We start from the raw sequence: 19,512 nt of genomic DNA on the forward strand, positions 1-19,512 counted from the left end.
ATGTGCGGCCACCCGGGTCAGCGGGTCCTCTAATCGCGCCCTATATGGGGACGCAATGCGGCGAATTTACGGCCCGTATACGGTCCGCAGCCTTATTCGCCCCTGAATATGCCCGGTTCAACGCAGGCGGGCGGCCATCGATCCTATTCTTCGGTGCGGAAGATCATCGCCTCGCCCACCAGCAGGAACAGAAGGAACGGCCCCCAGGCGGCTAGCAGCGGCGGCGCCGCGCCGAACTCGCCCATGGCGAGCATGGCGTTGTCGGCCACGAAATAAGCGAAGCCCAGCGCCAGGCCGACGACGGTGCGCATGAACAACTGACCGGACCTTGCAAGGCCAAAACCGGCAACCGCCCCCAGTAGTGGCATCAGAAGCGCGCTCAGCGGCTTCACGAACTTCTGATGAAGCGATGTGCGCAGGCCGTCCGTGGAGAGACCCGTGGCCTCCAGCGTTTCGATCGAAGCGGCGAGCGTGCGGCTGTTCACCTCGTCGGGGTCCGGGATGCGAAGGTCGTAGCGCTCAGGGGGGATACCGCTCCCGACGACGGGGCTGTCCACCTCGAGGAGGGCGCCGCGACCGACATCGAAACGTTCGGCGCCTTCCAGTCGCCAGCCGCCCTCGGCCGGATAGGCGCGCATGGCGGTGAACTGCGCATCCAGTCGCCCTCCGCCGCGGCGATAGACCTCTACCTCTTCCAACACGGTGTCTGCGCCTTCGCCGATCACTCGCCCGGCATAGAGGACGTCGGTTTCTCCGGTCTGCCAGACGTCCACGCGATCGTCGGGACGGTCGGGGTCGAACTCGCCATAGTCCGCCTGCTGCCAGGCATCTAGCTGGCGGTTCGTTTCGGGCAGGACCGTCTCTGAGAACCAGAAATGGAAGACGGCGACCAGCATGGCCGTGGCGGTCAGAGGAAAAAGGATCGCATGGGGGGACATGCCCGCGCCGCGCATGATGGTGATCTCGCTGGACTGGTTCAGCGATGACCAGGTCAACAGCGCGCCCAGCAGCACGGAAAAGGGCAGGAACGTGTCCGCAAGCTGAGGGATGCGTAGCGAGACGTAGCGAAGAAGGTCGCCATTGTCATTGCCCGGCGCTGCCAGAATCTTCTCCGATTCCGACAACAGGTCGAGGACCTGCAACAGACCGATCAACACGAAGGCGAAGCCGAGAATTCTCAGCGCGAACAGCCGCGCCTCGTAAAGGGCGAGGGTGTTGGAAGGCCAGGGGGCGAACCGCATCAGGCTGCCGCCGCGCTGCGTCTTTGGCGCAGCTTCATGCGCACCCAGCGAATGGCGGCGCGAATGGGTTTGGCGATCCGCGCGACCGCCGCTTCCAATATGCCGATCGGCTGGCCCGCGGGGCGGAAGGCGAGCACGTAGAAGAACCAGATACACATCAGGCTGAAGGCGGCGAACGTCCCCCATTGGCTGAGCGCGATCGGCACGTCGCCCGCGCCGCCCATGCGTTCGGCGCTTTCGGAGACCTCGTTGTAGACGACAAGGATGATGAGCGCGGCGAAGACCCCCACGGCACTAGAGGATCGCTTTGGAGGAACGGACAGGGCGATCGCCAGTAACGGGATGACGAAGGGTACGAAGACCTGCACCAGTCGCCGGTGAAAATTGGCCTCGATGCGCCGCCGTTCGTAGGCGGTGAGGTCCTGCCGCTCGCCTGCGGCCTGCGACAGTTCGGGCAGGGTCAGTTCCAGCCGGTCGCCGTCGGCGCCGCGCGCGCGGAAAACGGTGATTTCCGGCAAAGGGATGGCGAGGTCGTAATTCTCGAAGGACAGGACGCGCGGCTCGGGCTGGTTCGGTCCGTCATGAACCAGTGTTCCCTCGGTCAGCCGCAGCAGGATGATGTCGGGATCGTCGGTCGACAGGAATGTCCCTCGAGACGCGGTGGCGGTGGCGGTGCGTCCGCGATCGTCGCGGGAGTTCAGGAAGATGCCGCGCAGGTCGCTGCCATTGTCGCGGCTTTCCTCCACCCGCAATGTGGTTCCCTCGGCAACGGTGACGAACTCGCCGACGCCGATGCTCGCCCCGAGCGCGCCCGACCGCAGCTCGAACTCCAGGCCGTCATAGGCATAGCGCGTCACCGGCTGGATGAAGCCCACGATGATCAGGGTCAGGCCGCTCAGCGCGAGTGCGTAGCCGTAAGGCACGCGCAGCATGCGGACGTAGGAGATGCCGACCGCACGCATGGCGTCGAGTTCGCTCGACAGGGCCAGCTTGCGAAAGGCGAGGAGAATTCCGATCAGGAGGCCGACCGGAATGCCGAGCCCGAGATACTCCGGAAAGCTGTTGCCCAGCAGGCGCCATACGACGGAAATCGGCCCGCCCTCGTTCACGACAAAGTCGAACAGGCGCAGCATCTTGTCGAGCAGCAGCAGCATCGCCGCGATGATCAGCGTCGCGAGCAGCGGCAGCAGGATAAGGCTGAACAGGTAGCGATCTAGACGGGATAGCGGCATGGATCGGGCCCGCTTAGCCGAGCGGGCAGGGCCGGGAAAGAGCGCTGCGGCGATCGAGCGGCAGGGCGAACGTCAGAGGGCCTGTAAGCCGGGTTCTGTCCTTCCCGCATCGCGGGACGGGGCGACCATTCCTCTAGGGCGGCGCTCGCGCGCCGTCTCAAGCAACCTACCCGGACGACCGGGCCGGATCAGGCCCATATGCCGTCCCTATTCGGTCTTGCTCCCGGTGGGGTTTACCTTGCCGTCCGCGTTACCGCGTCCGCGGTGCGCTCTTACCGCACCCTTTCAGCCTTACCGTCGGCCCTTGCGGGCGTCGGGCGGTCTTCTCTCTGTGGCACTGTCCCTGGGCTCGCGCCCGCCGGGCGTTACCCGGCACCGTCGATCCGTGGAGCCCGGACTTTCCTCCCCGCCAGCCTTTCGGCATGCGGCGCGGCGGTCGCCCGGCCCTCTGACTGCGGTGGCATCTAGAGACGGGGAAGGTCGTTGCCAAGGATCAGCTCCTCGGCGGAGCGCCGCTCAAGGAGGGCGAGGAGGATCGCGCGCGTTTCGGCATCGATTTCGCCGGAGATGTCGTGCGGACGCCAGCGCCGCTGGAACGCGGTAACTGCGGCCGGCAGGTCGCGTGCTTCATAGCCGAAGCGTTCGAGCGCAGCCTTCACACCCTTGTCGGACCAGTTCGGGTCCGTGCCCGCCTCAGGAATGCTCTCTGCGAGCCCCGCTTCGGCAAGCCGCTGCCAGGGAAACAACTCGCCGGGATCGGTCTTCCGCTCCGGCGCGATGTCGGAATGGCCGATCACATTGTCCCGCCGTACGCCGTGCCGGGCCATGATGCCGGGCAGCAGCGCCATGACGCTGTCGATCTGCGGGGCAGGAAAGTCGGTATAGCCCCACTCGTGACCCGGATTGCAGATCTCGATGCCGATGCTCGCCGAATTCACGTCGCGAATGCCGCGCCAATATGACTGGCCTGCATGCCAGGCGCGCCGGTCTTCCGCGACCAGCTGCATGATCGTTCCGTCCTCCGCCACCAGATAGTGCGCGGAGACGCCGGCATCGGGATCGCGCAATCGGTCGTGCGCCGCCGCGCAGCTTTCCATCCCCGTATAGTGCAGGACGATCAGGGAGACGGGGAGTTGCCGCTCGTTGAAGTTCGGCGACGGGCTGTCGATTATCGGCGGGCTCGTTTTACCCATGCTTCGGCAATCTCAGGTTCCTTCTCGGCGCTTCTCAGCGTGATGATAGCGACCCCGGCAAAGCTCACAATCGCACCGATGACGAGGCCCATGGTCACCGGATTGTCGAAATAGAAGACCGCAATGGCCGCCGACAATAATGGTGTGGGCAGCGTCAGCGGCACGATAGTCGTAACCGGATAGTGCTGCAGCAGCCAGCTCATGCCGGCATGCCCGACCAGCGAAGAGAAGATCGCCGAAAAGCCGATCCAGGCCCAGACGGAGCCGGGGAGGGCGGGCGCGGCGGCCAGGCCGCCCGGCTCGAAGACGAGGGAAGCGACGCCGAGAACGGGGACGCTGACAAGGGCCAGCCAGCCATGGATGTTGAGGACGTGAACACCCTGGAGGCGGCGGAACAGCAGCGAGCCGATCGCCCAGAAGAAGCTCGAAATCACCGTCAGGCCCACGCCCAGCCGCTCGGTCCAGATCGCCGGGTCGAATCCCATGATGCAGATGCCGAGAAAGGCAAGCGCAACGCCGGTGATCCGCACCCAGCGGATCCGCTCACCCAGGAAGATGACGGCGAGGATCAGGCTGAAGGGCGCGCCTACCTGTCCTGCAATGGCAAGCGCCGCGACATTCTCCGTTACCGAAAGCGAGACGTTCACGAACAGCATGAAAACCGCGCCCGCCAGCAATGCCGTCGTCAGCACCAGCTTCATCCGGCCGGGTACCCAGCGGATGAACGGCAGGGTGACGAGAAGGGCGATGCCGTATCGCAGCGTCACTGCCGTCAGCGGCCCGGTCGCATCGACGGCAACCTTCACCGCGATGATGTTCATGGCCCAGCACAGGTCGATGAATAGAACGAACAGGAGGTGAAGCGGGGCCATGGGGGCTGCGCCTATGCCGCTTTTCCTGCTACGGGAACCACCAAAGCGCGGCGCGTGCGCCGCTTGCAAGAAACCCGGCGGACCAGTGCGGGCTCTGCTCAGGACTGCGTCGCCATGCGTCCCTCGTTCCGAGCCGCGGATGAAAACACTGCGGCGGGCCGATAGTATCCCACCGCCGAAGGGTCGGGAGCGAACAGGTCCTTGTTGCCGAAAATCGTTTCCGCCGCTCCAAGCAGGAGTGCGCCATCGGCACGCAGGCTGGCGCGCAGCCTCTTCAGTGCCTCGGTCTTCCTCTCCGGCTTGAAATACATCAGCACGTTGCGCGCAAAGATCAGGTCGAACTGATCGGTGAAGCGCAGCGGCTCTGTCAGGTTCGCGCGTTCGAAGCGGACGCGTCGGCGAATATCGTCGCTCAGGCGCCAGCGATCTCCCTCCTTGGAGAAATATTTCACCAGGCGCGGCGTATCGAGGCCGCGCTGGACTTCGAACTGGGAATAGGCGCCGGCCTCTGCGCGCGACAGCGCGTGGCGGGAAATATCGGTGGCTACGATCTCGATGGACCAGCCGGCGAGCTTCGATGCTTCTTCGGCCAGGATCATCGCCAGCGAATAGGGCTCCTGGCCCGTGGAGCAGGCTGCCGACCAGATACGCAGCCGCCGCTGCGCCGCCCGCGCCGCCATCAGCCGCGGCAACAGCGTTGCGCGGAACTGATCGAACGGAACGCGGTCGCGAAAGAAGAAGGTTTCGTTGTTCAGCATCGCCTCGGCGACTTCCGCTTCAAGGCGCAGGCTTCCCTTGCCCAGCGCAGCGGCCAGCTCGTCGAGCGAATTCATGCCTTCCCGCTGCAGCAGCGGGCCGAGCCGCGCACCCAGCAGGTAACTTTTTTCGGCGGCAAGCTTCATCCCGACACGGCGGTCGAGCAGGTCGGCAAAGCGGCAGAAGCTCGTTTCCGACAGGCTCAACGCTCCAGCTCCGCAGCCAGGAAGGCGCCGAGTTTGGTCAGAGGGAGGACTTCATCGGCCAGCCCCTCGCGCGCGATGGCGCCGGGCATGCCCCAGACGACCGATGTCGCGGCGTCCTGCACGACGATCCGGGCGCGCGCCTCGCGCAGGGTTCGTGCACCGCTCAGGCCGTCCGACCCCATGCCGGTCAGAACGATTCCGAGCGCTTCCTCGCCCCACGCCGCCGCGCTGCGGAACAGCGGGTTCACGCTAGGGCGGCAGAAATTTTCCGGCGGCGCATCGCTCAGGCGAATGAAGGGACGGTCGCAGCGGCGGACTTCCATGTGGCGTCCGCCGGGGGCGACGTAGAGCGTTCCGTCCCTGAGGGGCTCGCCGTCCTCGGCCTCCCTGGCGGGACGGCCGCTCATGCGGGCAAGATGTTCGGCGAAGATCGAGGTAAAGGTCGGCGGCATGTGCTGCGCGATCAGGATCGGGGCATTGATGGTCTCGGGCAGCCGAGCGAGCAGCTCGAACAGCGCCTTGGGACCACCCGTCGACGATCCGATGACCACGATGCGGGGGGGCGGAGCGTCGGAGAGCGAAACGGTTGATATCGCTTCCTCCGCTGCCGACAAGGTCTCTTCGGCCGGTGCGGTCTCTTCGGCTGGCGCCGGGCGCTCCTCTGGCGGGCCGGCCTTGCCTAGGGCCGTCACCTTGCGGATCAGTTCACCGCGAAACTCGCGGGTTCCGCGTCCGGCCCAGCCCGAACTCGGCTTGGCGACGGCGTCGCTCGCCCCCAGTTTCAGCGCTTCCATGGTGATATGCGCACTGCGCGTGGTCAGGCTGGATGCCATCAACACGCGGCTTTGCGGCGCCCGCTGCAATAGTTCGGGCAGGATTTCGATACCGCCCCTACGCGGCATCTCGATGTCGAGGATAATAATGTCGGGTCGGCACATTTCGACCTGCGAAAGGGCATCCATGCCGTCGCGTGCCGTCGCAGCGACGTCGATCCCCGCTTCTGTCAGCCAGCGTGCGATCAGCGCGCGGGTTACACCGCTATCGTCGACGAGCATGGCGCGGATGGGCGCATCCTGCGTCTCCTCGCTCGCTCGTTTTCTCGCCTTCGTCATGCCGCGACCGTCTTCCCGCGCGCCGGGCTAGATCAGCCCGACCTGCTGCAACTTGGTGCGGATGATGTCCCGGTCGAACGGTTTCATGATATATTCGTCGGCGCCCGCGTCCATGGCGATGCGGATATGATCGAGGTCGTTCTCCGTCGTGCAGAAGATGACGGTGGGGCGCTTTTCGGTTTCACGCGCCCGCAGATGCTCGAGGAATTGCAGGCCGCCCATGACCGGCATGTTCCAATCCAGGAAAATCACGTCGGGCATGTCCACGCCGCAGCGTTCCAGGGCCTGCTGGCCGTCGCCCGCTTCGTCGATCGAGAAGTCGAAATCTTCCAGAATCCGGCGCGCGACCTTTCGGATCACCTTGGAATCGTCGACAATGAGGCAGGACTGCATGAACGGGAATCCTCAGGGTTGAAACGCAGCTGGAAACGCGCAGCGGCGACCACCGTCCTAGACCGAATTGGTTTCCGCCCCGTTAAGCAGCCCGGCTTTGCGGCAGGCTGACGATATGGGCCGGATCGATCTCCAGCAGCAACGCATCGTCCAGCCGGATTACGCCGCGTGAGATCGCCCGCCATGCCGCCGGAAGCGTGGCCGGGTCGCCGTCGCGCTGGTCGTCCGTAATGGCGATGACTTCGCTCACCTTGTCGACAATCAGGCCATAGGCGTCGCCGTCGAAGTCCACGACGACACACATGCGCCCCGACCCGTCGCCGCCTGCGGGAAGCCCCAGACGAGCGCGCAGGTCGACCGCAGTTACGATATGTCCTCGCAGGTTCATCACCCCCGCAATCCAGTCCGGCGCCTGCGGCACGGGCGTGACGGTTTCCAGCCGGACGACATCCTGCACCGTGTCGACCCCGACGCACAGCTCGCGCCCGTCGAGGGTCATGGTCACCAGCTGGTTCATGCCGCGCGCTCCTTGTCGAAGCTGGCGCCAAGCGTCTGCAGTAAGGTCTGCCTGTCGAACTTGACGACATAGCGGTCGAAGCCGGCGGCCCGGCCCTCCTGCGTCTCGGGAACGCTACCAAGCGACGCCAGCGCCAGCAGGGGAACGCCGCTCCAGGGCCCGCCCGCTTTCACCGTACGGGCGAATTCCAGTCCCTTCGCGCCCGGCATTTCGGCGTCGCTCAGGATCATGTCGAACCGTTCGCCCCGGTCTCGCAGGGTCAGGGCCTCGTCCACGTCGGCGACGATGGTAGCCCGGTAGCCCGCCTCGGCAAGGAGGGGGCCGAGCATGTTCCTGACGAAGGGACTGTCGTCCACGACCAGGATGCGCGGGGCGTCTTCCTTCGCCTTGGCGGGATCGAGACGATGTCGCAGCAGATAGGCGATATCGATAAGGTTGGTCGCCCGTCCGGCGACAACCGCCGTGCCCAGCGAAGCGGGATCGTCGGAAGACAGTTCAAGCTTGATCTTGCTTTCGACGATATCGAGCACCTCGTCGACCGCGAAGGCCGCCTGCTTGCCGTGGCGGGTGAATAGCAGCGCTGGCTGACGGCCTTCGCTCGGGGGGCGCCAGTCGGCGTCCGGGGCCACGATGGGGACCAGCGCTCCGCGCAGCTGGACCATCCATTCGCCGCCGGACCGCTCGAAATCCTCCGCGTCGATATCTTCGATACGCGCCACCAGTGACAACGGAACGGCACAGGGCGTTGTCTCCCCCTTGCTACGGAACAGTAGCAGCGCCTCGCGGTCGTTTTCGACTTCCTCTTCGTTCTCGGGCTCTTCGCCGGAGTCGGTCCCCACGAGCGAGATATCTCCTGCCAGGCCGTTCGGATCGAGGATCATGATGACGCTGCCGTCGCCCAGAATGGCGTTGCCGCAATAGACCTCGAGCGCTGCGAGCGCCTTCGAGACAGGTTTCACAACCAGCTCTTCCGTATCGTAGATGGAATCGACGAGGATTCCGAACACCATGCCGGCGCTGCGGATGACGAGTACGTGATCGGCGTTTTCCGCTGTTTCCAGGCCTAGCGCCTCGCCCAGATCCACGAGCGGCAGCAGCTTTCCGCGCAGCCGCAGGACCGGCGTTCCGGCGACGCGTTCCATGCGGTGCTCCGAGGCTTCGTCGGTGCGTACCAGTTCCGCCACCGCAATCTGCGGCACGGCGAACCGCACTCCCGCCGACCCGACAATCAGTGCCGGCATGATCGCGAGGGTGAGGGGGATGCGCACCAGGAACGTTGTGCCGCGGCCAGGCATGGTCTCGACCTCGATCGTTCCGCCAATGCGCTCCACGTTCGAGCGCACGACGTCCATGCCGACTCCGCGCCCCGACACATTGGTCACGGTCCGGGCGGTGGAGAAGCCGGGCGCGAAAATCAGCCGCGTCAGCTGTGTTTCGGTCGTCGCCGCGGCGTCGGCATGGGACATAAGTCCCGTCTCTATCGCCCTTCTGCGCAGCCGGTCCGGATCGAGGCCCTGGCCGTCGTCGGACAGGCGGATGGTGATATGTCCGCCTTCCTGCGCGGCGCACAGGCGGATCGTGCCCGTTTCCGGCTTGCCCGCTTCGCGGCGCACGTCCGGCGCTTCGATGCCATGGTCGGCGGCATTGCGCACCATGTGCGCCAGCGGATCCTTGACCAGCTCCAGCATCTGCCGGTCCAGCTCCGTATCGCCGCCTTCCGTTTCAAGTTCGATGCGTTTCCCCAGGTCGAGCGCCAGCGTGCGCACCAGCTTCGGAAGCGCGGACCAGGCCCCGGAAATCGGCTGCATGCGCGTTCGCATGACGCTGTCCTGCAAGCGCCCGATCTGGGCGCTCAGGCGGTCCAAGGGCATTGCCATCGAGTCGGACGCCTGGTGGCGATGTTCCTGAAGCAGCTGATTTCGGGTCAGGACGAGTTCCGATACGCTGGTCATCAGCTCTTCCAGCAGCTCTACCGACACCCGGATCGACTGCGGGGAACCCGTCCCCCCGCGCTCCGCGGCGGTGTCTTCCGCCGACGTTCCGCCGATCAGAGTCTCGGGCGTGGGCCCGGTGGCGGTAATCTCTCGATCCTCCGGACCGGTTTCGGGGCCCCGATTGCCCGACAGCACCTCCAGCTTCGCGATCAGGTCCGCGTCGCGGCCCTCCGGCTCCTCACCCGTACGCGCGAGCGCGGACGTCAGCTGGCGAATGCGTTCCACGGTATCCAGAATTGCCGTGACTGCGCCGGGCGTGACCGTCAGCTTGCCGTCGCGCAGGTTCCCAAGCAGCGTTTCGGCGGCGTGGGCGAGCGCCTCCAGACGGGGGAGTCCCACGAAGCCGCAGCTTCCCTTGACGGTGTGGACCAGTCGGAAAATCTCGTCGAGCAGCCCGGCATCCTGCGGATTGCGCTCGAACTTCAGCAAGTCGTCATCGACGGCCTGAAGATTCTCTTCAGTCTCGCTCACAAACTCCTGGATCAGGTCATCCATCGCTCGGCCGGCCCACTTGGTTTCTGCCGGGCTAGCGCTGGAGGGGTTAAATTGGATTTAACCGTGTGCGGTCAGGTTCCCGCGGTGGGACGACGGGTCAGGCCTCCAGCTGGGCCCCGAACACCAGGACGTTCTCCTCTTCGGAGATATGCACCTTCGTACCGCTCTCGTCCGCCAGCAGCGCGACGAGAAAGGCACTGGCCGCGCGCGGGGTCAGGGTGGTCAGCGAGGTGCCCGCTTCAAGCGTCCGGCGGACTTCCTCGTCCAGCAGGATACGCGGCCCTTCGGCGCGCACCGCGATTTCGAACAGATCGCCGGAGGCTTCGCTGGCAACTGTCAGCGTGCCGCCGCGCAGGAGCGCGTCGCCCGCGATCATGGCCAGGTTCAGCAGCATTTTCGTGGCGCCCTTCGGCAGCGGATGGTCGCCGATCTGCCAATCGAGCGATATGCGCTTTTCCTCCGCGAACAGACCTTCCAGTGCGGAGTGTGCCTCGCGCGGGTCGATGCTGCTCCCGAACCCGCCAGCCGCGCCGAAGGCGAGGCGAAAGAATTTCAGCTTGTTTGCGGTCTGCCGCGCGCTGTCCGCCAGCAGCTCCATGCAGCGGCGGCGCATTTCGGGATCGGTTTCGTCGGCCAGCAGTTCCACGCCATTGTACAGCGACCCCACCGGGCTGACGAGGTCGTGGCACAGCCGCGAGCACAGCAGGCTGGCGAAATCTGCCGGTTTCATAGGTACTGATTCAGCCATGCGCACAGCCCCCTTTTTCGGTTAGCGCGGCAACGGTGGTTCCGTGTCGCCGTTTTTCCGCCCGGAATTCTGCGAAGCGGCACCATCCTTCGGGGAAGGGGGGCGGCTTGCGACCACATGAATGCCGAACGCCGAGACTCGCCCATCGTTCAACTGGACCAATTCGAATTCGACCCGCTGATCCTCGGCCAGGTCCGAAAGCCCGCTCGATTTCAAAGCGGAGATATGCACGAACACGTCGATCGAGCCGAGGTCCGGGCGGATGAATCCAAATCCCTTCTTCGTGTCGAACCATTTGACGGTTCCCAATGCCAGAGTCGTGTCCCCCAAGTCAGCGTTTTAATCTTCGTCTAGGGCAATAGGCTGAAAGCGGCCATGGATTCCAGTGTTGCCGGCGATGAATCCGGCGATCCGGCCTTCCGCTGCGATAAGCCAGAGGCGCCCGTCGGGCTGCGCAAGCTTTGCGTCCGTTTCGGACGGATCGAACGTCCCGCTGGGGTGCGAGTGGTAATATCCCAAAAGCCTGGGGCCTCCCTGCCGCTCGGCGCGGAGGGCGGAGAAGAGCGCTTTCGGGTCGATTTCGAAACGGTGCCGGGGCGTCGGGGAAACGTTCGGGGCGGGAACTGCCTCCTCTATTCGCCGGTCCCCGCCGAACAGAAGTCCGCAGGCTTCTTCGGGATGGACGCGCCGTTCATGGCTTCGGATGGACTCGGCGGCGATGCTTGTGATTTGCCAGGTCATGCGCGACATGTTGGCTGGCATGGCAGAGCGCGAGACGAGCATCCAGATCGAGATTCCCGAAGGCTTTGCCGGTGACCGTCTGGACCGCGCGCTTGCAGCGCTTGCACCGCATCTGTCGCGGGAGCGGTTGAAAAGCCTTCTGAAGGCCGGCGCGGTCTCCTCGTCGACCGGCCCCGAACGCCAGCCCTCTCGGAAGGTCCGCGCCGGCGAACGCTTTGTCCTGGCCGTCCCGCAACCGGTTCCCGACAAGGCCCAGCCGCAGGATATCCCGCTCGCCATCGCCTTTGAGGACGATCATCTCATCGTCGTCGACAAGCCTGCGGGTCTCGTCGTGCATCCGGCGGCGGGAAATCCGGACGGTACGCTGGTGAACGCGCTCCTCCACCATTGCGGCGGCAGTCTCAGCGGCATTGGCGGGGTGACCCGGCCGGGCATCGTCCACCGGATCGACAAGGACACCTCCGGCCTGCTCGTTGCCGCCAAGACGGCGCACGCGCATATGGGCCTCGCGGCGCAGTTTGCCGCGCACAGCGTCGGGCGCCGCTATTTCGCCGCCGTGCGCGGACGGCCCTCGCCGCCGTCCGGCCGTGTCGAAGGAAATATCGGCCGCTCGCCCAAGAACCGGAAGAAGATGGCCGTGCTCGAAGATGGGCGCGGCAAGCCCGCAGTCACGCATTACGAAACCGTGGACATCTTCGAGGAGGCGGCGCTGGTCCGCTGCCGGCTTGAAACGGGGCGTACGCACCAGGTGCGGGTGCACATGGCGGCTAAGGGCAATCCGCTTCTTGGTGACCCCCTGTACGGCGGGCGCGGCGGCAAGGGGGTAACGCGCTTATTGTCGCAGCTGGGGTTCCGCAGGCAGGCGCTTCACGCGGCATCGCTGCAATTCCTGCATCCGGAGACCCAAGAAAATCTCTCTTTCGAAAGCCCGCTTCCGGGCGATATGCAGGAACTCGTGGCAGCCCTTTCCCGTTCCTAAATTAGGGGACTGCCTGCCTCTACGCCGTAACGGGTGGAGCTACAGTACCGAAAAGACAAAGCGGCACGGGTGCCGTCGACGGGCCCGTAAGACTTCAGGAATGACGACCATGGCGAAGAATACAGTACCGGCAACCATTCCCGCCTTGGGCGGGGGCAATTCGCTCAACCGCTATCTCAGCGAGATCAAGAAATTTCCGATCCTCGAGCCCGAGGAGGAATATATGCTCGCCAAGCGGTGGAAGGAACATGCCGACCGCGATGCGGCTCACCGCCTCGTGACGAGTCACCTGCGCCTCGTTGCGAAGATTGCCATGGGCTATCGCGGCTACGGCTTGCCTGTCTCCGACCTGATTTCGGAGGGCAATGTCGGCTTGATGCAGGGCGTCAAGAAATTCGAACCCGACAAGGGATTTCGCCTGTCCACCTACGCCATGTGGTGGATTCGCGCCTCCATCCAGGAATTCATCCTCCGCTCTTGGAGCCTCGTAAAGATCGGCACGACCGCCGCGCAGAAGAAGCTGTTTTTCAACCTGCGCCGCATGAAGAGCCAGATCGATGCGCTAGAGGACGGCGACCTTCATCCCGACGACGTGGCGCAGATCGCCAAGGAGCTGAAGGTTTCCGAGGACGAGGTCGTTTCGATGAACCGCCGCATGTCGCGTGGCGGCGATACCAGCCTGAATGCCCCGCTGCGCGCCGACGAAGGCGACAGCGAATGGCAGGACTGGTTGCAGGACGACGAACCGCTGCAGGACGAGGTGGTCGCCGACGAGCAGGAAGCGGACGTGCGCCACGATCTTCTGATCGAGGGGCTCGGTACGCTGAACGACCGTGAGCGGCACATCATCACCGAACGGCGCCTGACCGATGAACCGCAAACGCTCGAAGAGCTTAGCCAGGTTTATGACATCAGCCGCGAGCGGGTCCGCCAGATCGAGGTGCGCGCCTTCGAGAAATTGCAGAAGGCGATGAAGGACCTCGCCGAAGAGCGGAAACTGCTCGAGCCGGCCTGAGAGCCGCAAAAATTCGCGCAAATACGCCTTTGACCTTGGCCGCCGAACGCGGTTAGGCGGAATGAGGCGTAGAAAATTGGCGAAGTATGGCGCGGTTGGGCCGCAAGAAACGGCGCGGGTTTCGTAAGAAACGGCGTATGAAGCCGCTCCGGTGGCTGCTGAAGGCGCTCGTCTTCGTCTTTCTCTTCACCATTCTGTGGGCGCTTCTTTACCGGTTCGTGCCGATCCCGGTGACCACTCCGCAGCTTGGCGATTATGTCGACGGGCAGACCGTGTATCGCAGCTGGACTCCGCTCGAGGAGATCAGCCCAAATCTCGTGCGCGCGGTGATCGCATCGGAAGACGCCAGGTTCTGCAGTCATAACGGCTTCGATATCGAAGCGATCGAGACCGCCATGAAGGCCAATGAGAAGGGCGGGCGGCTGCGCGGGGCCTCCACTATCTCCCAGCAGACGGCGAAGAACGCCTTTCTGTGGTCGGATCGAAACTGGCTGCGGAAGGGGCTCGAGGCTTACTTCACGGGTCTGATCGAACTACTGTGGGGCAAGCACCGCATTATGGAGGTTTACCTCAACGTCGCGGAGATGGGGCCGGGCGTTTACGGTGCCGCGGCCGCTGCCCAATATCATTACGGTAAGTCCGCTGCCGATTTGTCTCCGAACGAAGCCGCGCGTCTTGCCGCGGTCCTTCCCAATCCGATCGAGCGCAACGCAGGCAATCCGGGGCCCTTCGTGCGCCGCCATTCGGGCAATATCCAGCGATGGATCGGCATCGTCGATGCCGACGGCCAGGACGATTGCATCTTCGGCTGATCCCGGCCAGCGGTCGCCGAGAGGCTTACCGCCCGCCTAGAAGGGCAGCTTGAAACCGGGCGGCAGCGGAAGGCTCGACGTCATCTTCGACATCTCTTCCGCCGACTTCGCGTCCGCCTTGCCGCGCGCATCGTTGAAGGCGGCCGTCACCAGGTCCTCCAGCATTTCCTTATCGTCCGGCGTCATCAGGCTGTCGTCGATCGACACGCCGAGAATCCGGCCCTTGGCGGTCGCGCGGACCTTCACCATGCCGCCGCCGGCTTCGCCCGTGACTTCGATCTCGTCGAGCTTGGCCTGGGCCTTGTTCATCTCATCCTGGACGCCCTGGGCGGCCTTCATGATGTCTTCGAGCGAATTCATAGTGCTGTCCTCTGCCTGTCGTCAGGCGCCTCGCCATCGCGCGCGCCGTCATTTTCAGTCTCCAGCTCATAGCCTACCAGTTCGGCATCGGGAAAGGCGTCGAGCAGCTTCTTCACATTCGGGTCCGACATGACGCGCTGCCGTTCGGCGGCGATGCGGGCATCTTCGCGCGCCTTCTTCGACATGGCGCCCGGGTCGTCCTGGAAGACGATACGCAGGTCCGCGCCGAGCTGTTCGCGCAGCGTCGTCTTCATACGCCCGACCAGATCGCGGTCCTCCCGGCCGGATAGCACCAGGTCCTCGCCCTCATAGCGCACCACGCCGACCTCGTCGTGCAGCCATGCCTCGACGCGGGGGTCCGCCTTCACGAAGAAATCGAGCAGCTGGTCGAATTCGCGGGGCAGGCCTTCGATCTGCGGGGAACGGGCCGGGGTTTCGGAACCCTCCGGCCCGGCTGCCCCCGCTTCGCGTTCGGCAATATCCTCGCTCAGCATAGCAGTCGGGACCGATGCAGGGGCGGCACGATCCGCCGCCGGAGCCGGGCCCGCGTCGCTGTCACTGGCCCGATCCAGCGCCTTCATCAGCGCACCCGGATCGGGCATCTGCGCGGCATGGATCGTCCGCAAGATCGCCATTTCGGCGGTTTCCAGCGGCATCGTCCCGCGCTTCACTTCTTCCAGGCCTTTCAGCAGCAGTTGCCACAGGCGGTGGAGCGTGGCCGGGCCGACCTGCTCTGCCCACTCGGACAGTTTCTGCCGCCCTTCCGGCCCGGTCGTCAGATCGGGGTCTGCGCCAAGCTGCATGCGCGTGATGGCGTGCACCTGGCCCAGCAACGCCTCGACCGTCTGGTCGGGCGCGGCACCAGCGACATATTGCGCGTTCAACTCGTCCAGCGCGGCTTTGGCATCGCCGTCCAGAATATGGCCGAGCAGGGTCCGCACCCGCGCCCGGTCGGCGAGGCCCAGCATGCCGCGGACCGCCTCAGCCGTGACCAGGCCCGATCCGTGCGCGATCGCCTGGTCGAGCAGCGACAGCCCGTCGCGCACGGACCCGTCGGCGGCGGATGCGATCTGCTTCAGCGCGGCTTCTTCGATATCGACGCCTTCGGTCGCGGCGATGGTCTTGAAATGGTCGAACAGCAGTTCGGGGGGGATGCGGCGCAGGTCGAAGCGCTGGGTGCGCGACAGCACCGTCACCGGCACCTTCTCGACCTCGGTCGTCGCCATGATGAACTTCACATGCGCGGGCGGCTCTTCCAGGGTCTTCAGAAGCGCGTTGAAGGCGTTCTTCGACAGCATGTGGACTTCGTCGATGATGTAGATCTTGTAGCGCGCCGACACCGCCGCATAGCGTGAGGCGTCGATGATCTCGCGCATGTCGTCGACACCGGTATGGGAAGCGGCGTCCATTTCCACCACGTCGATGAAGCGTCCCTCGGTGATTGCCCGGCAGGGCTCGCAGACGCCGCACGGGTCGATGGTCGGCCCGCCGTCGCCATCGGGACCGATGCAGTTCAACGCTTTCGCGATCAGCCGTGCGGTCGAGGTCTTCCCCACGCCGCGCACCCCGGTCATCAGGAAGGCGTGCGCGATGCGATCCTTCTCGATCGCATTCGCCAGCGTCTTCACCATCGCGTCCTGTCCGATCAGGTCGCTGAAGCGAGTCGGGCGGTATTTGCGGGCAAGAACCAGATAGGGCTGGGCGGGCGCGTCCGCAGGAGCCGCAGCATCATCCTCGACGGGACCGTCTTCCTGCGACTCTAGGCTGAAATCTGACATCGGATGAGGTTAGCGAGATGACCGCAGATAGTCATCCCGGCGCAGGACCAGATCTTGGCATCGCGGGCCTTCCCCTTGCGGCAGCGCCGACCACTGCCTTGGCAAAATCTACATGAATGTGAGGGGTGGGAGCCGGAACGACCCGCAAGCGGTATCGTTACGGCTGCTTCCTTCCGGACCTGACCGGGTTCGCGAGCGCTACGTCCGCCCGACTCCCGCGCGGTCATATGGCGCGCCAAGCCTATGCTTGCAAGGGCGCAGGGCGTCTGCTTTCTCTCGCCGCCCATGCCCAGTCTCTTCGACCGCCCCTTCACGCCCGCTTCCGTCGGCCTCACCGGCCATGACTTCGACCGCGCAGACGAGCTGCGCCGCGACGATGAGGCGCTGTTCGCCGCGCGCATGCATCCGGGCGCGCGCTGGCTGATGATGGACGAGCTCAGCCCGCATCTCGATGCTGACGGCGCGCTCGTCTGGTCGCGGCGCATCGACCTTCCCGATGGCTGCGAGAGCGTCTTTCTCGGGTTCGAAGACGGCGTGCCGCGCTTTGCCGCCGCCGGCTGCTGCGATCCGGACGAGGGTCAGAAGGCCGATGCCCGGGGCGCTGCGATGCAGCTTCCTGCGCGCGACGGCGCAATCGTCGCGCAGGCGCGGTCGCTGCTCGACTGGCATGGCCGGCACCGCTTCTGCGGCTCCTGCGGCAGTTCGACGGAGCTTGCCAAGGGCGGTCATGCCCGCGTTTGCGCGGGGTGTAGCATGGAGCATTTTCCGCGTACCGACCCGGTCGTGATCATGCTCGCCGTTACGGACACGCATGCGCTCGTCGGCCGTCAGCCCGGCTTTCCGGCCGGCATGATGTCCGCGCTGGCCGGCTTCGTCGAACATGGTGAGAGCCTGGAGGAAGCCGTGCGGCGCGAAATCCTCGAGGAGGCAGGGGTGCGAACGGGCCGCGTCGCCTATGTGGCGAGCCAGCCATGGCCCTTTCCATATTCGCTGATGATGGGCGCCTTTGCAGAGGCCGAGACCACCGATATCCGCGTCGACGAAGACGAGCTGGAGGAGGCGCGCTGGGTCTCGAAGGCCGATGTCGCCTCTGCGCTCGACGGCGAGGCTGAGTTCTTTCTGCCTCCGCCTTTTGCGATCGCCCACACGCTCCTACGTACCTGGGCAGACAGCTGAACCAACGATCGGGCGGGCGGAACCGCCGGGAAAGGATGCGCGCTCTAGGGCTATGGCACCGCGCAAATCATGGGGGTTTCCCCGCTGGGGAGACTATGACGCAAAAGGGTTCGAGGCCGCGACCGTGCGCCTGTGCGACCGGCATGGCTGCGAGGAGAAGGGCGACTTCCCCGCGCCCAAGTCCCCGAACAGCAAGGACCGCTGGTATTTCTGTCAGAAGCACGCGGCGGAATACAACAAGAACTGGAACTATTTCGAGGGCCTGACCAAGGAGCAGAAGGCACAGCGGGAGGCCGAAGAGGCCGCCGCCGCCTCGCACAGCCAGTCCGCCCAGTGGGGCTGGGCCGGGTCGGGCGATGGCAGCCGCAGCCGCGCCGAGATGGACGCTCTCGAGCTGTTCGAACTCGATCCCGACGCGGAGTTTACCGCGGTGAAGCTCGCCTACCGCAAATGGGCGAAGGACAATCATCCCGACCGCCACCCGGGCGACCGCGAGGCGGAAAAGCGCTTCCAGGCCGGGCAGGCGGCCTACGAGATCCTGAAGCGCGCCGAGGATATGAAGGTCTGGAAAGGCCCCGACGGGGAGCAGGACTGACTCGCCGGTGAAGAGGGTTCGTTCGAACTGGCAGGGCGCCGTCCTTGTCTGCGGGAAATGCCAGAAGAAGCTGAAGGGCGGCTTCGGTCCGAAGCGAAAGAACTCGCTAACGAAGGAGCTGCGCGCACATTGCGGGCTCGCCAAGGGGCGCAAGGGACGGCTTGGCATCGTCGAGGTGAAGTGTCTCGATATCTGCCCGAAAAAGGCGGTCGTCGCCCTCAATACCAACCATAGCGGCGTCTGGCAGATCATCGAGCCCGGCAGCGACATGGAGCATGTGACCGCCGCTCTCGGCATCGACTGCCAGGCCGAACCCGGCAGCTGATGCTCGGGCGGCCCGCCGCCGCGCGAAAACGCAACAGGTTCGTCACACTACATGACTAGGCAGCGCCCTGCTCGAGTCCGGAAATTCGCGTTCCGGGCCCGTTCGCAGGTCCTGCGAACGGCGAACAGTTCGGTTCGCCAGGGGCCTGCTACCCGCGAATGCCAGGTCAAAAAGGGGCAAGGCGACATGAACAGGACTACGACGCTGCTGGCGGTGCTGCTGGCATCGACGGCCGCTCACCAGGCGGCGGCCAAGGATGGTGCCGTCTATGCAGGTATCGAGGCCGGTTATCTCTATACCGGCGACCTCGAATATGAACTCGAGGATCCCGCCGCGGGCGATGAGGGGGAGCTGGTCGAAATCAACCATGGCGGTTCCTATGATCTCGGCATTTTCGTGGGGTATGATTTCGGTGTCTTCCGGATCGAGGCCGAGGGGCTCTACCGCACGCCCGACCTCGACAATGTCGAACTGCGCGGCACCCCCACCGCGATAGCCGGGGGCAGTTCCGACGAAGGCCCCGGTGCGCTTCCTGTGGGCGACTATACGCGCGGACAGTTCCCGAACGCAGGCGGGGAGACAGAGACCTGGGCCGGGATGCTCAACATTCTCGCCGACATTGGCGACAATGATCGCTTCGGCTTCCTCCTCGGCGGCGGAGCGGGCTTTGCCAGCGTCAGCCAGAAGGACTGGGCGCTCGACGCGCCCGGGGTGACTTTCGCCGACGATTCGGAAACCGCGTTCGCCTATCAGGGTATCGCGGCGGCCTATGTGCCGCTCAGCCCGTCGGTCGATCTCGGCATCAAATACCGCTATTTCGCGGTGCCGGACGTGACGCATAGCTTCGACAACGGTCTGGAGATGGCGGGCGATTTTGACAGCCATTCGCTGCTCGCGACGCTGGCGTTCAATTTCGGTGCCGAGGCTGCTCCGCCTCCGCCGCCGCCTCCCCCGCCGCCGCCGCCTCCTCCC

The 19,512-nt window shown here is 65.0% G+C and carries 21 protein-coding genes and 2 other RNA genes; 7 read left to right on the forward strand and 16 right to left on the reverse strand.

Going from position 1 to position 19,512, the window contains the following annotated elements; translation table 11 throughout:
• Positions 1–143 precede the first annotated feature (143 nt).
• The 13 genes from lptG to KCN53_RS06795 all read right to left on the reverse strand — a co-directional run bounded on the left by lptG (position 144) and on the right by KCN53_RS06795 (position 11,500).
• Positions 144–1,241 (reverse strand): LPS export ABC transporter permease LptG, encoded by a 1,098-nt coding sequence (gene lptG / locus KCN53_RS06735; RefSeq protein WP_088710864.1) that lies wholly within the window; start codon positions 1,239–1,241, stop codon positions 144–146.
• Positions 1,241–2,473 (reverse strand): LPS export ABC transporter permease LptF, encoded by a 1,233-nt coding sequence (gene lptF / locus KCN53_RS06740; RefSeq protein WP_088710863.1) that lies wholly within the window; start codon positions 2,471–2,473, stop codon positions 1,241–1,243. The genes lptG and lptF overlap by 1 nt, the downstream gene beginning before the upstream one ends.
• A gap of 68 nt (positions 2,474–2,541) precedes the next feature.
• Positions 2,542–2,925: RNase P RNA component class A (rnpB, locus tag KCN53_RS06745), an RNA gene on the reverse strand.
• A 12-nt stretch (positions 2,926–2,937) separates the two neighbouring features.
• On the reverse strand, positions 2,938–3,666 hold the full coding sequence (locus KCN53_RS06750) for an N-acetylmuramoyl-L-alanine amidase (RefSeq protein WP_088710862.1): 729 nt from the start codon (positions 3,664–3,666) through the stop codon (positions 2,938–2,940).
• Entirely contained in the window at positions 3,642–4,538 is an 897-nt protein-coding gene (locus KCN53_RS06755) for a DMT family transporter (protein ID WP_088710861.1), read from the reverse strand. Before KCN53_RS06755 ends, KCN53_RS06750 begins: the two co-directional genes overlap by 25 nt.
• A gap of 98 nt (positions 4,539–4,636) precedes the next feature.
• Complete coding sequence (locus tag KCN53_RS06760) at positions 4,637–5,500, reverse strand: CheR family methyltransferase (protein WP_207790580.1); 864 nt, start codon at positions 5,498–5,500, stop codon at positions 4,637–4,639.
• Complete coding sequence (locus KCN53_RS06765) at positions 5,497–6,612, reverse strand: protein-glutamate methylesterase/protein-glutamine glutaminase (protein ID WP_207790579.1); 1,116 nt, start codon at positions 6,610–6,612, stop codon at positions 5,497–5,499. Before KCN53_RS06765 ends, KCN53_RS06760 begins: the two co-directional genes overlap by 4 nt.
• A gap of 27 nt (positions 6,613–6,639) precedes the next feature.
• Complete coding sequence (locus KCN53_RS06770; RefSeq protein WP_088710860.1) at positions 6,640–7,005, reverse strand: response regulator; 366 nt, start codon at positions 7,003–7,005, stop codon at positions 6,640–6,642.
• An 82-nt stretch (positions 7,006–7,087) separates the two neighbouring features.
• The gene (locus tag KCN53_RS06775; RefSeq protein ID WP_088710859.1) at positions 7,088–7,522 is read right to left on the reverse strand and encodes a chemotaxis protein CheW; all 435 of its coding nucleotides are present in this window, start codon (positions 7,520–7,522) and stop codon (positions 7,088–7,090) included.
• Positions 7,519–10,011 (reverse strand): hybrid sensor histidine kinase/response regulator, encoded by a 2,493-nt coding sequence (locus tag KCN53_RS06780; protein WP_088710858.1) that lies wholly within the window; start codon positions 10,009–10,011, stop codon positions 7,519–7,521. Before KCN53_RS06780 ends, KCN53_RS06775 begins: the two co-directional genes overlap by 4 nt.
• A 97-nt stretch (positions 10,012–10,108) precedes the next feature.
• Positions 10,109–10,759 carry a histidine phosphotransferase family protein gene (locus KCN53_RS06785; RefSeq protein ID WP_224199404.1) on the reverse strand — a complete coding sequence of 217 codons (651 nt, stop codon included), beginning with the start codon at positions 10,757–10,759 and terminating at the stop codon, positions 10,109–10,111.
• Between the two features lie 21 nt (positions 10,760–10,780).
• On the reverse strand, positions 10,781–11,089 hold the full coding sequence (locus tag KCN53_RS06790; RefSeq protein ID WP_397333609.1) for a cold-shock protein: 309 nt from the start codon (positions 11,087–11,089) through the stop codon (positions 10,781–10,783).
• A gap of 9 nt (positions 11,090–11,098) precedes the next feature.
• Positions 11,099–11,500, reverse strand: a complete 402-nt coding sequence (locus KCN53_RS06795) for a M67 family metallopeptidase (RefSeq protein ID WP_224199405.1) — start codon at positions 11,498–11,500, stop codon at positions 11,099–11,101.
• A 7-nt stretch (positions 11,501–11,507) separates the two neighbouring features.
• Between KCN53_RS06795 and KCN53_RS06800 the strand changes: the two genes are divergently transcribed.
• The 3 genes from KCN53_RS06800 (at position 11,508) to mtgA (ending at position 14,306) form a co-directional block, all read left to right on the forward strand.
• Positions 11,508–12,479 (forward strand): RluA family pseudouridine synthase, encoded by a 972-nt coding sequence (locus tag KCN53_RS06800; RefSeq protein WP_088710855.1) that lies wholly within the window; start codon positions 11,508–11,510, stop codon positions 12,477–12,479.
• Between the two features lie 109 nt (positions 12,480–12,588).
• Positions 12,589–13,494, forward strand: coding sequence for an RNA polymerase sigma factor RpoH (rpoH, locus tag KCN53_RS06805; protein ID WP_088713249.1), 906 nt, complete (start codon positions 12,589–12,591; stop codon positions 13,492–13,494).
• Between the two features lie 137 nt (positions 13,495–13,631).
• Positions 13,632–14,306 (forward strand): monofunctional biosynthetic peptidoglycan transglycosylase, encoded by a 675-nt coding sequence (gene mtgA / locus KCN53_RS06810; protein WP_207790577.1) that lies wholly within the window; start codon positions 13,632–13,634, stop codon positions 14,304–14,306.
• Positions 14,307–14,342: 36 nt separating this feature from the next.
• Here mtgA and KCN53_RS06815 read toward each other — a convergent pair whose 3' ends face one another.
• The 3 genes from KCN53_RS06815 to ffs form a co-directional block, all read right to left on the reverse strand.
• Positions 14,343–14,666 carry a YbaB/EbfC family nucleoid-associated protein gene (locus tag KCN53_RS06815; protein WP_088710853.1) on the reverse strand — a complete coding sequence of 108 codons (324 nt, stop codon included), beginning with the start codon at positions 14,664–14,666 and terminating at the stop codon, positions 14,343–14,345.
• Positions 14,663–16,444 (reverse strand): DNA polymerase III subunit gamma/tau, encoded by a 1,782-nt coding sequence (locus tag KCN53_RS06820; RefSeq protein WP_088710852.1) that lies wholly within the window; start codon positions 16,442–16,444, stop codon positions 14,663–14,665. Before KCN53_RS06820 ends, KCN53_RS06815 begins: the two co-directional genes overlap by 4 nt.
• A 121-nt stretch (positions 16,445–16,565) precedes the next feature.
• Positions 16,566–16,664: signal recognition particle sRNA small type (gene ffs, locus KCN53_RS06825), an RNA gene on the reverse strand.
• 23 nt (positions 16,665–16,687) lie between these two features.
• Here ffs and nudC point away from each other — a divergent pair.
• From nudC to KCN53_RS06845, 4 genes are all read left to right on the forward strand, one after another.
• Complete coding sequence (gene nudC, locus KCN53_RS06830) at positions 16,688–17,620, forward strand: NAD(+) diphosphatase (protein ID WP_224199407.1); 933 nt, start codon at positions 16,688–16,690, stop codon at positions 17,618–17,620.
• A 52-nt stretch (positions 17,621–17,672) separates the two neighbouring features.
• Positions 17,673–18,215 carry a J domain-containing protein gene (locus KCN53_RS06835; RefSeq protein WP_088710851.1) on the forward strand — a complete coding sequence of 181 codons (543 nt, stop codon included), beginning with the start codon at positions 17,673–17,675 and terminating at the stop codon, positions 18,213–18,215.
• 7 nt (positions 18,216–18,222) lie between these two features.
• Positions 18,223–18,540 carry a hypothetical protein gene (locus KCN53_RS06840; protein WP_088710850.1) on the forward strand — a complete coding sequence of 106 codons (318 nt, stop codon included), beginning with the start codon at positions 18,223–18,225 and terminating at the stop codon, positions 18,538–18,540.
• A gap of 186 nt (positions 18,541–18,726) precedes the next feature.
• A partial coding sequence (locus tag KCN53_RS06845) for an outer membrane protein (RefSeq protein ID WP_224199409.1) occupies positions 18,727–19,512 on the forward strand: 786 nt, incomplete at its 3' end.

The organism is Pacificimonas aurantium (genome assembly GCF_020092905.1).
Lineage (GTDB): Bacteria > Pseudomonadota > Alphaproteobacteria > Sphingomonadales > Sphingomonadaceae > Pacificimonas > Pacificimonas aurantium.